Origin of the sequence: Asaia siamensis (assembly GCF_014635085.1) — a bacterium.
Lineage (GTDB): Bacteria > Pseudomonadota > Alphaproteobacteria > Acetobacterales > Acetobacteraceae > Asaia > Asaia siamensis.
Genome location: NZ_BMCH01000004.1, coordinates 270,795 through 284,012 on the forward strand (window position 1 = coordinate 270,795; position 13,218 = coordinate 284,012).

The 13,218-nt window shown below is 59.0% G+C and carries 8 protein-coding genes; all 8 read left to right on the top strand.

Annotation, left to right across the window (positions count from 1 at the left end):
- Nucleotides 1-20: 20 nt before the first annotated feature.
- The 8 genes from IEV53_RS09260 (at nucleotide 21) to IEV53_RS09295 (ending at nucleotide 13,202) form a co-directional block, all read left to right on the top strand.
- A complete protein-coding gene (locus IEV53_RS09260) occupies nucleotides 21-1,256 on the top strand; it encodes an efflux RND transporter periplasmic adaptor subunit (protein WP_188426492.1) in 1,236 nt (411 codons plus the stop codon).
- A gap of 9 nt (nucleotides 1,257-1,265) precedes the next feature.
- Nucleotides 1,266-4,421, top strand: a complete 3,156-nt coding sequence (locus IEV53_RS09265) for an efflux RND transporter permease subunit (RefSeq protein WP_188426493.1) — start codon at nucleotides 1,266-1,268, stop codon at nucleotides 4,419-4,421.
- Nucleotides 4,418-5,902 (top strand): efflux transporter outer membrane subunit, encoded by a 1,485-nt coding sequence (locus IEV53_RS09270; protein WP_188426494.1) that lies wholly within the window; start codon nucleotides 4,418-4,420, stop codon nucleotides 5,900-5,902. The genes IEV53_RS09265 and IEV53_RS09270 overlap by 4 nt, the downstream gene beginning before the upstream one ends.
- A 14-nt stretch (nucleotides 5,903-5,916) precedes the next feature.
- Nucleotides 5,917-6,258, top strand: coding sequence for a hypothetical protein (locus tag IEV53_RS09275; RefSeq protein ID WP_229719798.1), 342 nt, complete (start codon nucleotides 5,917-5,919; stop codon nucleotides 6,256-6,258).
- Between the two features lie 174 nt (nucleotides 6,259-6,432).
- Nucleotides 6,433-7,716, top strand: coding sequence for a TolC family protein (locus IEV53_RS09280; RefSeq protein ID WP_188426495.1), 1,284 nt, complete (start codon nucleotides 6,433-6,435; stop codon nucleotides 7,714-7,716).
- Nucleotides 7,713-8,882: an efflux RND transporter periplasmic adaptor subunit gene (locus IEV53_RS09285; RefSeq protein ID WP_188426496.1), complete on the top strand. Its 1,170-nt coding sequence runs from the start codon at nucleotides 7,713-7,715 to the stop codon at nucleotides 8,880-8,882. The genes IEV53_RS09280 and IEV53_RS09285 overlap by 4 nt, the downstream gene beginning before the upstream one ends.
- A 2-nt stretch (nucleotides 8,883-8,884) precedes the next feature.
- Nucleotides 8,885-12,025, top strand: coding sequence for an efflux RND transporter permease subunit (locus IEV53_RS09290; protein WP_188426497.1), 3,141 nt, complete (start codon nucleotides 8,885-8,887; stop codon nucleotides 12,023-12,025).
- 121 nt (nucleotides 12,026-12,146) lie between these two features.
- Nucleotides 12,147-13,202 carry an NAD(P)-dependent alcohol dehydrogenase gene (locus IEV53_RS09295; RefSeq protein WP_188426498.1) on the top strand — a complete coding sequence of 352 codons (1,056 nt, stop codon included), beginning with the start codon at nucleotides 12,147-12,149 and terminating at the stop codon, nucleotides 13,200-13,202.
- Nucleotides 13,203-13,218 lie beyond the last annotated feature (16 nt).

Below are 13,218 nucleotides of genomic sequence, written 5' to 3' on the forward strand. Positions count from 1 at the left end.
TATTTCTGGATAGCGCCACTATGCGAGTATTATCGTCTCTCTCTCCACGTTCGCCGTGGACCCTGAAGACCACAACAAGCCTTTCCCTGCGCCTTATTCCCCTGGCTCTTTTGACGCTCGATCTTTCAGGCTGCAAACACAAGGCTGCAGCTCCCAAGCCGCCGCCGCAGACAGTTGGCATTTACACGGTTCATCCGCACCCCCTCAAGACGAGCACGTCCCTGCCGGGCCGCGTCGAGGCCTTTGAACAGGCGCAGGTGCGTCCTCAGGTCGGTGGTGTGATTCTAAAGCGGACCTTCGAACAGGGAACAGACGTCAAGGCAGGGCAACTGCTTTATGTCATCAATCCTGCACCGTTCAAAGCAAGCTATGACCAAGCCAAGGCGCAGCTCCTGCACGCCGAAGCTGCCGCCCTTAGCATTCGCGCCCAGCTCGACCGTTATCGCCCTCTTGCTGCGGCCCATGCTGTCAGTAAACAGGACTACGACAATACACTTTCCTCGGCACGCCAGGCAGAAGCCGATATTGCGCAGGCCAAGGCCAATGTTGATAGTGCCGCCGTCAATCTGGATTGGACACAGGTGCGATCCCCCATCGATGGGCGCATCGGACGTATGCTCGTGACCCCCGGCACACTCGTCACCGCTGGCCAGACCACGGCCATTGCCACGGTCACGCGCATGGACCCGATCTATGTGGACGTCAACCTTGCCACTTCTGACATGCTGCGCCTGCGACGCGAATTCGCCAGCGGCAAGCTGGAAAAGGTCTCGGGCAATGCCGCGGCCGTAGAGCTTACGCTTGAAGATGGCAGCCATTACGACAAGGCGGGTCAACTGCGTCTGACCGAAGTCACAGTCGATCCGGCCACCGGCACCATGATCGTGCGCGCGGAGTTCCCGAACCCTGACCGTCTGCTGATGCCTGGTATGTATGTTCATGCTGAAGTTGCTGAGGGTGTCGATCCCAAGGCGATCACCATTCCTCAGCCGGCGTTGCAGCGTGACTCCAAGGGCGATCCCTTCGTTTATGCGCTCGATGGCGACAACAAGGTGACCATGCGCTTTGTTCAGCTCGACCGTGCCCTCGATGGCGACTGGGTCGTGATGGGTGGCCTGAACGATGGCGACCGCATCATCGTCGAAGGATTGCAAAAGGCCCATCCAGGTGCCGTCGTAAAGCCGATCGAAAAATCAGCTGACGATAAGGCCAAGGAAGGCAAGCCAGCCGACGCCCAGCCCGCGCACGCAGGATAAGAGTAGTCCATGTCTCGTTTCTTTATCGACAGACCGATCTTCGCCTGGGTTATAGGGCTGATCATCATGCTGGTGGGCGGCGTTGCCATTTTCAGCATGCCGATTGCCCAGTACCCCTCCATTGCTCCGCCACAGATCGCGATCACGGTTGACTATCCCGGGGCATCCGCCGAGACGGTGAACAACACCACCGTCCGGCCGATCCTGCAGCAGATGTTCGGCCTCGATCACCTCGAATATCTTTCAGCATCGTCCTATGGCTCTGGCCATATGGAAATCGACCTGACCTTTGCTCAGGGAACAAATCCTGACATCGCGCAGGTGCAGGTGCAGAACAAACTGCAGCTGGCGCAGCCGCGCCTGCCGACAGAAGTTGTCAATCAGGGCCTGAGCGTCACCAAGGCCGTGAAGAACTTCATGCTCGTGCTCGCCTTTATCTCGACCGACAGCAGTATGTCGGGTCAGGATATTGCCGACTATGTGGCTTCGAACGTATCCGATCCGCTTTCACGCGTTTCCGGTGTAGGTGACCATACGCTGTTCGGTTCTGAATACGCTATGCGCGTGTGGATGGACCCAAACAAGCTTTATAAATACTCGCTTAATGTCAGCGATGTTCAGACAGCCATCCAGCAGCAGAACATCCAGGTTTCATCGGGTGAACTCGGCGGTCTGCCTTCCACCAAGGAGATCGGCTTTGACGCCACCATCATTGGGCCGACCCGCCTCAGTGAGCCTGAGCAGTTCAAGAAGATCGTGCTCAAGGTGCAGCAGGATGGATCACAGGTTCTGCTCAGCGATGTCGCCCGTGTCGAACTGGGCGCTCAGAACTATAACCTGACCTCGTTCTACAACAACCTTCCGACGGTCGGTATGGCTCTCAAGCTCGCGCCGGGTGCGAACCAGCTGACAACCGAGACGGCGGTGCGCGCCAAGGTTGCAGAGCTGGAGAAATTCTATCCGCAGGGCCTCAAGACGGTTTACCCACTCGATACCGAGCCGTTCATCACCCTGTCGATCCAGGACGTTGTCATCACGCTGCTCGAGGCCATCGCGCTCGTCTTTGTCGTGATGCTGATCTTCCTGCAGAATTTCCGTGCCACGCTTATCCCGACAATCGCCGTGCCGGTCGTGCTGCTGGGTACATTCGGTGTGCTCGCAGCGCTGGGCTTTTCCATCAATACACTGACCATGCTGGCCATGGTGCTCGCCGTCGGTCTCCTCGTCGATGACGCGATCGTGGTGGTTGAGAACGTCGAGCGTGTGATGAGCGAGAGGGGCTTGTCCCCCAAGGAGGCCTCGCGTCAGTCGATGGACGAAATCACGGGTGCCCTCGTAGGTATCGTGCTCGTTCTGACGGCGGTGTTCCTGCCCATGGCCGCCTTCAGCGGTTCGACCGGTGTGATCTACCGTCAGTTCTCGATCACCATCGTAGCGGCCATGTGGCTCTCGGTACTGGTTGCAACGGTCATGACGCCCGCATTGTGCGGCTCAATGCTCAAGCCTACCCACAAGGAGCACAAAACCGGACCGATCGCCTGGTTCAACCGCAACTTTGATCGCATGACTAACGGCTACCTGAAGGGCGTGCGACGCTTGGTGCGCAGCCGTCTGGTGAGCATGCTCATCTTCGCGGTTTTTGCTGCCGGTGCTGTTTTCCTGTTCCTTCGCGTTCCGGGCGGCTTCCTGCCGGAAGAAGATCAGGGCATTATCTTCGGTCAGGTCACGATGCGTCCGGGTGCCAATAATGCCCAGACGGCGGCGGTCAACCGCAAGATCACCGATTACGTGATGCACAAATACGGTGATATCGCGCAGTCGGTCTTTGCCATGAACGGCTTCAATTTTGCCGGTCAGGGCCAGAGCGCTGGTGCCTTCTTCATTCGTCTCAAGCCGTGGGATGAGCGCCCGGGTTACAAGAACACCACTATGTCGGTGGCTGGCGAAATCATGAAGCACTTCTGGATGGATCCGGAAGCGATCATCTTCGCCATCAATCCACCTGCTGTCATGGAGCTCGGCAACGCGGCAGGTTTCGATCTTGAGCTTGAGGATAACGGGCATCTGGGTCACAAGGCCCTCCTTGCCGCCCGAAACCAGGTTCTGGCCGAGGCTGCCAAAAACCCGCGCCTGATGGCTGTGCGCCCGATGGGGCTCGAGGACCAGCCCCAGTTCCATCTGGATATCGACCGTGAGCGTGCCAACGCACAGGGCGTGACGAATGCCGAGATCAATACCACCATCCAGGGGGCGTTTGGCTCGATCTACGTCAACCAGTTCATGCGCAGCGACCGTGTCAAACAGGTCTATATCGAAGGTGAAGCCTGGGCGCGCATGACGCCTGAGGACCTCAATAAATGGTATGTGCGCAATACTGCCGGCAATATGGTGCCGTTCAACTCCTTTGCCACGGGCAACTGGATTGTCGGCCCACAGAAGGTGGAAGACTATAATGGTCTGAACTCCTTCGAATTGCAGGGGCAGGGCGCACCAGGCACAAGCTCGGGCGATGCCATGAAGGAGATGGAAAAGATCCTGACTCATCTGCCCAAGGGTATCGGGTATGAGTGGACCGGCATTTCCTATGAACAGGTCGCATCCAGCGGTTCGACTGGCCCGCTCTACGCACTCGCAGCGATCGTCATTCTGCTTTGCCTTGCGGCGCTTTATGAAAGCTGGGCCATTCCGCTTGCAGTGCTGATGGTGTTGCCGCTTGGTGTGCTCGGCGCGATTGGTGCCACGCTCTGGCGTGGTCTGGACAACGACGTGTATTTTCAGGTGGGCCTGCTGACCACAGTCGGCCTTTCGGTCAAGAACGCCATTTTGATTGTCGAATTCGCGAAAGAGTTTTTCGAGCAGGGTGACTCTCTTGAAGATGCCGTGCTCAAGGCCGGTCGCGAGCGTCTTCGCCCGATCCTGATGACGTCCATCGCTTTCGTCTGCGGCGTTTTCCCGCTTGCCATTGCGACGGGCGCCGGCTCGGCAGCACGTGTGGCCATCGGTACCTGCGTGGTTGGCGGCATGTTGTCCGCAACCCTGCTGGCCGTGTATTTCGTTCCGGTTTTCTTTGTAGTGATCCTGCGTCTGTTCAAGGTGACACGCATGAAAGATCGCGTTGACCCGTACGAACACCGCAATGAAGCCGCTCGAGGAGAGGGCGCATGAGCCAGTTTTCGAAACTCAAGACGGTGAGCGTCCTGATGGCGTTCACCATGCTCGCCTCCTGCGATCTGGCGCCGAAATATCAGCGCCCGACGCAACCGGTGCAGAACGCTTTCCCGAGTGATTCCGGCAAGACGCAGCCGCTTGTCGGCCAGGCTGCCTCCGATATCGGCTGGAAGCACTTCTTTACCGATCCGCGCCTGCGCGCGCTGATCGAGCTGGCATTGAAGAACAACCGTGATCTGCGCAGCCAGGCTGCGGCGATCATGGAGGCGCAGGGCAGCTACGAAGTGCAGCATGCCTCGCTCTTCCCGCCGATCGGCGTGACAGGGCAGGGGCAGTATTTTGCACCGTCCGAGACTGCGGGCTTCTCTTTTGCGCCGGGCCTTGGTCGTGGCACTTCAATGCTACGCTATTACGGTATGGGGATCGGGTTTTCGTCCTACGAAATCGATCTTTTCGGTCGTATCCGCAACCTGTCCAGACAGCAGGCTGAAGAAGTGCTCGGCTCGCGCATGAGTGCGCAATCGGTGCTCATCAGCACTGTGTCGCAGGTGGCCAATACCTATCTGTCCTGGCTGGCGGACAGGGAGCTCGTGCGTGTCACGAACGAGACCCTGACCTCGCAGACCAACACGTTCAACCTTACCAAGCTCAAATACGATCATGGTGAGGCCGACGCTCTGACACTGGCCCAGACCCAGACCCAGGTAGAACAGGCCGCGAGCAACAAGGCGCAATATGAGCGCCAGATGGCGCAGGACGAGCATCAGCTTCAGTTGCTGGTTGGTGTGCCTTTGCCTGACACGCTTCCGGCGCCGCAGCCTTTCGGTGCGCAGACCCTGCTCACCGATCTGCCCGCAGGTCTGCCTTCAGACCTGATTGCCCAGCGTCCCGACATTCAGGCGGCGGAACATAATCTGATCGGCGCCAATGCGAATATCGGTGCGGCACGCGCGGCCTTCTTCCCGAAGGTCACCCTGACCGCACAGGAAGGTGTCAGCTCGCTTCAGTTCAGGCATCTCTTCACGCCCGGCGCCCAGACCTGGTCTGTTTCGCCCAATATCGAGCTGCCCATTTTCACTTGGGGTCAGAACGAAGGTAATCTTAAGGTCTCGAAGGCACGTCGCCTGTCCCAGATCGCGACCTATGAGAAAACTGTCCAGACGGCGTTCAAGGAAGTGTCTGACGCTCTGACGGCGCGTGAGACCTATCTTGCCCAGGACACGCATCTCAAGGCGCTTGTCGGCTCATCGCAGCAGGCCTTTGATCTTGCCATGATGCGCTACAACACCGGTATCGACCCGTACCTCACGACCCTGACCCAGCAGCGCAGCCTTTACGATGCGCAGCAGAATCTCATAGTCGTGCAACTCGCGCGTTACCAGAATCTGGTAACGTTGTACCGGGCCCTTGGCGGCGGCTGGAGTGCGGCAGATGTTGCTGCTGCCAGCGCCCAGCCGGGTGCACCGCGTAAAGGTTGAGACAGGAAACCAGAATGAAACAGGGAAAACTGTTCGGCGCTGTTCTGGGTATGATGACGGCCGGGGCGTTTATTCTCCCCGGTCTGGCACAGGCCCAGGATGACGATGACAGCAAGAAGAAGCCTGACATGCACCAGCTCGCCCGGTCTTCGGCTCTGCCGAAAGCCGAGGCCGATTTCAGCATGTTCAAGTTCCGCCCCAAGGGTGACAAGGTAATCGAACAGCCGGATGCCAATCGCATCCTGTTCAAGCGTCCGGACGGGACACCTGATGGTTACGCTCAGCGCCGTGGCAATGCGGTGATCTATTATGATCGCTTCGGCAAGGTCTCTCACGTCCAGACGCTGGATAACTGACACAAGCTGCATCATGAGCGCATCGTGGAAACGTTCGGAATACGGCCCGGATTTCACCTGATGCGCTCGTGCCGCCACCGGAATTCCCGGTTACCGCAGATTTTATTATTTAATTTATCATTCAGCCAAGTTTTGTCGCGGATTACGCGCGGTTAATGCGTAAGATCGGGAATCATGTCAGTGATTTCCAGGTCGCACAGGCAGCGCATCAAGGCGCGGGCTCATTCCTTCTCTTTCAGGAGCTCCCGACTGAGGGGGGCACTCTTCGTCGTGGGTGCCTTTGCGATGGCGCCACCATGCCTGGCCGAGAGCTTTCACGAAGCCATCCAGTCGGCATGGGACAGAGATCCGGCCAATCAATCCTTCGCCGTTGATGCGAAGGCTTCCGCCAAAAACGCTCGTGCTGCGCAATCCTGGTTTCCCGATGGGCCGATCGTTGCCGGGCAATATCTCGATGACCATTTCATCGGCTCCAATCTCGGTTACACGACCTATCAGGGCAGCATCAGCGTGCCACTCTGGCTTCCGGGGCAAGGCACAGCCACCATGCGTACCGCCTTGGCCGACGAGGCCGTCGCCAAGGCACGTATCAAGGTGCAGCATTTGCTGAGCGCGGTTCGCGTACTCGATCTCGCCAGCAACGCGACCCTGCTCCAGAAGAAAATCGGTAATCTGCGCGCCACCAGTGCCTTGTTGAGCCGTGTGGCTCAAAGTTCGCATCAGGGTCTCCGAGCCGGTGAAATTGCTGCGGCCGATTTCGATGCTGTCATCGGTGAACAAGGCGATATCGACGCCCAGATTGCCCAGTCGGAGCAGGCGCTCGAAAGCGCCCGTGCCGAGCTCGAGTCCCTGACGGGCACAGATGATATTCCTGATATTCTTTCGCTGGACGGGCGTATTCTGGGCAACCAGACGCTGACGCTCGATCCGTCTCAGGACCCGCGTATCCAGATGGCGCAAGCTGTCAGCAAAAGCGCTAAGGCCTCTTATGCGCTGGCACGCCATTCCTACATGCCCGCACCGCAGGTTGGGGTGCAGGTGGTCAAACAGGGACAGTTTGGCAGCCCCTGGGATACGCAGGTCGGCGTGCAGTTTTCGATGGCCCTGCCAAGCGAGGCACGCAACACCCCCATGATCATGAAGGAAGTCAAGGCCATGGGGGCCGCCGAGCGCGATGCAGTGCTGGCGCAGCGTCAGGTCACGACCGAATACCGGCGCACTCGGGCAAGTCTCGGCTCTGCGCTGAGCATGATGCGCCATACGAATTCCGCGCGACAGGCGCTCGATGCGCGCGCGCAGGATCTCGAACATGCCTGGAGTGTCGGTGAGACCCCGGTCATCGAATATCTGCGTGCGCGCCGTGCTGCGCTCGATGCAGGACAAAGAAGTGCTGAGGCCGATGTCATCTGGCATGCGGCGATGATCAGAATGAGCCTGATGGCGGGGCGTTATCCATGAAATATTCCTGTCTGCGGCTTTTGGTCGCGCTTCCACTTTGCGCCCCCGCCGCCTGGGCCCAGACCGATAGTGACTGGCCAAGCCGCCCGATTGCCATCACGAAGGAAGCCCTCAAAAGCGAAAGTATTCATACGGCAAAAGCCCAGAGCGGCGGGCTGCCGCCGCATATCGATGTGCCTGCCTATATCGATCAGGATGACAGGCGCAGCGCGCGCATTCATCCGGTCGGGCAGGGGCGGGTACAGAGCATTCTGGTCACGCCTGGGGAGCAGGTCAAAAAGGGCCAGGTGCTGTTCACCTATGACGACTTCAGCCTGAGTGATGCGCATCAGCGCCTGCTTTCCGCCGAGGCCTCGCTTCAGCAGGCTCAGGCGCTGCGCGACGATGCGCGGTTATCCTATGACCGGGGTCGGGCGCTGCAAGGCGGTGCGGTATCGCAAGGTGAAGCACAGCGGCGCTATTCGCGTCTGAAAGAGGCCGAGGGCACGGTACAACGCAGCCGGGCCATTGTGCAGAACGAGCGCGAGCGGCTTGCCCGGTTCAGCTCTTCTTCAGAGCGTACCGAGGGGCTCCATTCCGCGGTGATCTCTCCGATTGATGGTATCGTCGACAAGATCACCGTCGGGGTGGGCGAAGAGGTTTCCAATCGCACCGCCCCTGCTGTCGAAGTCGATGACCTGAGCAGGGTCTGGGTTGTGTCGCAGGTAGGAGAACAGCAGGCTGTCCAGTTGAGCCGGGGCGGGCGTCAGCTCACCTGGCCGACACCGGACACAAAACCCATCGTCTCGCATATCGATCTGATCGAGGGCAGCGTCGACCCGATGACGCGCCATGTTCTGGTGCGCAGTCTGGTCGAGAACACGAAACGCCTCCTGAGGCCCGAGATGCTGGTCAAGACACGCCTTTTCGCATCGGAAACTGTAAAGGGCACGCTCATTCCCGAGGCGGCGATCCAGACTATCGGCAGTCAGAGTTGTGTGTTCGTCAGACTGGACGATACGCATTATGAGGCGCGTAAGGTCAGCACCGGCCCCGATCTCGACGGCATGATCGTGGTGACGAAAGGCCTCAAGCCCGGCGAGATCGTCGTGACCGCTGGCAGTTTCGTCCTGAAATCGCAGGCACTTCTGGCGCCAGAACCCAATCACGGAGAGGGCGGGCGCTGATCATGCGATTCATGCTTTCCCTGCTGCGGGGCCGCGCTGCCATTCTGGGTGCGGTCGTGCTGCTCATGATCGCTGGCATTGCCGATCTCAGATCGCTGTCGGTCGAGCCGGTACCCGATATCTCGCCCAAACAGGTTCTGATCTCTGTCCGCGCGCCCGGCTTACCAACGGAAGAGGTGGAACGTCTCGTTACGTTCCCGATCGAGACGGTGATGTCGGGCGTGGTTGGCGTCAACTCCATGCGCTCTGTCTCGCGCACGGGTGTGTCCGTCCTCTATCTCCAATTCGACGACGGCACCGATATTTATCGAGCCCGCCAGCTTATCGCCGAGCGCCTGCCGCAGGCACGCGCTGCCGTGTCGGTGCGCGGGTTGTCGATCACGATGGGCCCAATGGCCACGGGGATGGGAGAGATCCTGCAGCTCCAGATCCACGGCGAGGGGCGCTCTCTGGCTGCTCTGAACCGGATCATGACGTGGAATGTGGTGCCAAAGCTTCGCCTCATCCCGGGTGTCATTGACGTCAACATCAATGGCGGCGCCTCACAAACCTATGAGGTGGCGCTCAACCCGATGGCGCTGCGACAGTTCCAGGTCTCGGTTTCCGATGTTTTCAACGCGGTCGATCGCGATAACGAGGCGGCCGGTGGCGCCTGGATCGAGCATAATGACGAGCAACATATCATTGTCGGACGCTCCCTGATCGACAGCCTGCATGAGCTGGGTGAGGTGCAGGTGCGCTCCATGCCCAATGGTGGCGTGGTGCATGTGCGTGATGTCGGCACGGTCCAGGAGGGCACGCTTCCTCGTCTGGGAGGTGTCACGCGCGACGGTGAGGGCGAGATCGTTAATGCCGTCATCCTGCTGCAACAAGGTGCCAATGCCAAGGCCACGCTCGCGCGTATCGACGCGGCCTTGCCCAAAATCGTCTCGACCCTGCCGCAGGGCGTCACGCTCGAACCCTATTACAGCCGGGCCACCCTGACCGATGTGACCATCCACACCGTCAAGGAAAACCTCCTTCTCGGGGCCCTGCTCGTTCTGATTGTCCTTCTGATCGTGATCGGTGACTGGCGCGCTTCGGTCGTGATCATTTCGGTCATTCCCTTTTCGCTCGTTGCAGCCATGGTTGGTATGCGGCATCTGGGTATCTCGGCCAATCTGCTCAGTCTGGGTGCCATCGATTTCGGCATGGTTGTCGATAGTGCGCTCGTTATTGTCGAGAGTGTGCTCTCCAGCCAGGCACCCGGTGATGTGCCATTGACGCGACGCATCGCCGAGACGGTTGCCTCGGTGGCAAGACCGGTGATCTTCGCCATTCTGATCATCATTCTTGTCTATCTGCCGGTCCTCACGCTCGAAGGGGTTGAGGGGCGTATGTTCCGCCCGATGGCCCAAACGGTCATTCTCGCCCTGATCGCATCGCTGCTTTATGCGCTGATAGCTGTGCCTGCCTTTGCGGCACTGCTCATGCGGATCAAGCCCGGTCACGGACCCGGCCACCATGCCGACAGTAATGGTGGGGTTGAGGAAGCAACACGCGGAACTGAGCACGACACGTTCTTCATCCGCTTTCTGCGGCGCGGTTTTGCCCCCGCCTCGCAATGGTGCATGGCCCACGGCAAAATGGTGATGGGTATCGCGATGGTCATCCTGATCTTGTCCGTCGGGTTGACCACGCGGCTTGGTGGCGAATTCATTCCGCAGCTGCAGGAGGGCGATCTTATCGTCACCTCCACACGCCTGCCGGGCATATCGCTCGATGCCTCCTTGCGATCGATTCAGCAGATCGAGCGCACGCTCAAGCAGTTTCCCGATATTCGTATGCTCGTGAGCAATAGCGGCACCTCGGCCATTCCGACCGACCCGCAGGGCGGCGAGCAATCAGACACCTATGTGCTGCTCAAGCCGCGCTCCGAATGGAAGACAGCCGACACGCAGGAAGGGCTCATCCGCGCCTTCGACGCAGCGCTGCGAAAGAACAATCCGGGGTCTCTCTACTCCTGGAGCCAGCCCATCCAGATGCGTATGGATGATCTGCAATCCGGCGTGCGGTCACAGATTGCGATTGGCATCTATGGCCCCGATATCGACAAGCTCATGAAGCTGGCTGCCCAGATAGCCAAGGTAGTCGACAACGTGCCGGGTGCCGCAGACGTGGCGCCGCAGGATGTAGGCACCATTCCCTATCTGCATATCGATGCCGATCGTACGGCCGCAGCACGCCTGAATGTCGATACGTCAGAAGTGCTCGACGTGGTTGAGTCCATCGGCGGTCATGTCGGCCCGCCCGTCTCCTTGCAGGATGCGCTGATTCCGACCGAGGTCCGTATCATGCCGCAGGCACGCGACAGCCTTGACGACATCAAGCTTCTGCCGGTGCTGACACGCGACGATCATACGGTGCGTCTCGACCAGGTTGCCGATATCACCTTGCGTGACGGCCCCGCTGCTATCAGACGCAATCAGGGTGAGCGACGCATGATGGTGCAGGCCAATGTGCGCGGGCGCGATCTGAGTTCCTTCGTCCAGGAGGCGCAGAAGGCGGTCAAAACCCAGATTAAGCTGCCGCCGGGCTATCGCGTCGAATGGAGCGGGCAGTTTCGTAATCTCCAGACCGCTGTTGCCCGTCTCGAAATCGTTGTACCGATCACCCTCGTGCTGATTTTCTGCCTGCTCATTTTGGCCCTTGGCGATGTCTGGCTTGCCGGTCTGGTGTTCGTGAACCTGCCTTTTGCCGCAACAGGTGGCATTATCGCTCTCTGGCTGCGTGCCATGCCGTTCAGCATCTCGGCGGGCATAGGCTTCATCGCCCTTTTCGGTGTCGCCACGCTCAACGGCGTAGTGCTGATTTCCTACATACGTGACAAGAGACTGGCCGGGTTCGATGCCGTATCTGCCGCCGTCAGTTCGGCGCGTGAGCGGTTTCGTCCTGTCATGGCGACAGCGACCGTCGCCTGTCTCGGGTTCTTTCCGATGGCTTTCTCTATGAGTGAGGGCGCAGAGGTAGAAAAACCACTGGCGACCGTGGTCATTGGCGGGCTGATCTCCTGTACCGCTCTGACCCTGCTGGTCTTGCCGACGCTCTATATCAAGCTCTCACGATTTCGTGAAAACAGAAAAGAAAACCGAATAGTTTCGTAAATCGAACCCCGAGGGGCTGGCAGCGTTAGGACGATATGTTACGGAAGACGCAGGCGCGTACCCCAAGGGGTCCAAGCGCCTTTTTCCGTAATATTCAGAATAACGAAACCGGAGAGAGCCCATGCTGTCCTGCATTGGATATGGCGCACAGAAAGCGTCAGACCGTCTCGCCCCCTTCAAGTTCGATCGTCGCGACACGGGGCCTGAAGATGTGCGTATCGACATTCTCTATTGCGGTGTCTGCCACTCCGACATTCATCAGGCGCGCAATGAGTGGCACAACACTGTCTATCCCTGCGTTCCCGGTCATGAAATTGTCGGCCGCGTAAGCGAAGTTGGCGCATCGGTCACCAAGTTCAAGGTGGGTGACCTTGCTGGCGTTGGCTGCATGGTCGATTCCTGTCGCGAATGCCCGAGCTGCAAGGAAGGTCTGGAGCAGTATTGCGAAAACGGCTTCGTCGGCACCTATAACGGTGAAGACCGTCAGGGTCGTGGCAACACCTATGGTGGCTACTCCAAGGCTATCGTGGTTGATCAGGCTTTTGTGCTGAAAGTCCCCGAGAACCTCGATCTCGCGGCTGTCGCGCCGCTGCTTTGCGCAGGCATCACAACCTACTCGCCGCTGCGTCACTGGAAGGTTGGCCCCGGTCAGCGTGTTGGTGTGGTGGGTCTGGGTGGCCTCGGCCATATGGCTGTTAAGTTCGCCCGCGCCTTCGGTGCCCAGGTGGTGCTTTTCACCACTTCACAGAGCAAGGTGGAAGACGGTCTTCGTCTCGGTGCCCATGAAGTCGTGCTGTCGAAAGACCCGGAAGCCATGGCGAAGGAGACTGCCAGCTTCGATTTCATTCTGGATGCGGTTGCGGCCGACCATGACATCAATGCCTATCTCAACCTGCTGAAGCGTGAAGGCACACTGGTTCAGGTTGGTGCTCCGGAAAAGCCGCTGCCTGTTTCTGTGTTCAGCCTCATCATGAAGCGTCGCAACTTCGCCGGCTCGCTGATTGGCGGTATCGCCGAAACGCAGGAAATGCTCGATTTCTGCGGTGAGCATGGCATCACGTCAGATATCGAGATGATCGCCATGGACGAGATCGAGACGGCATATTCACGTATGATGAAATCCGACGTGAAATACCGCTTCGTAATCGATATGGCGACGCTCGAAAACGCCGCCTGATCGAGGTATGAGCCTT

What these genes read in the sequence shown, in the direction of transcription:
- IEV53_RS09260 (WP_188426492.1), top strand. Translation starts at nt 21, where the DNA reads ATGCGAGTATTATCGTCTCTCTCTCCACGTTCGCCGTGGACCCTGAAG.
- IEV53_RS09265 (WP_188426493.1), top strand. Translation starts at nt 1,266, where the DNA reads ATGTCTCGTTTCTTTATCGACAGACCGATCTTCGCCTGGGTTATAGGG.
- IEV53_RS09270 (WP_188426494.1), top strand. Translation starts at nt 4,418, where the DNA reads ATGAGCCAGTTTTCGAAACTCAAGACGGTGAGCGTCCTGATGGCGTTC.
- IEV53_RS09275 (WP_229719798.1), top strand. Translation starts at nt 5,917, where the DNA reads ATGAAACAGGGAAAACTGTTCGGCGCTGTTCTGGGTATGATGACGGCC.
- IEV53_RS09280 (WP_188426495.1), top strand. Translation starts at nt 6,433, where the DNA reads ATGTCAGTGATTTCCAGGTCGCACAGGCAGCGCATCAAGGCGCGGGCT.
- IEV53_RS09285 (WP_188426496.1), top strand. Translation starts at nt 7,713, where the DNA reads ATGAAATATTCCTGTCTGCGGCTTTTGGTCGCGCTTCCACTTTGCGCC.
- IEV53_RS09290 (WP_188426497.1), top strand. Translation starts at nt 8,885, where the DNA reads ATGCGATTCATGCTTTCCCTGCTGCGGGGCCGCGCTGCCATTCTGGGT.
- IEV53_RS09295 (WP_188426498.1), top strand. Translation starts at nt 12,147, where the DNA reads ATGCTGTCCTGCATTGGATATGGCGCACAGAAAGCGTCAGACCGTCTC.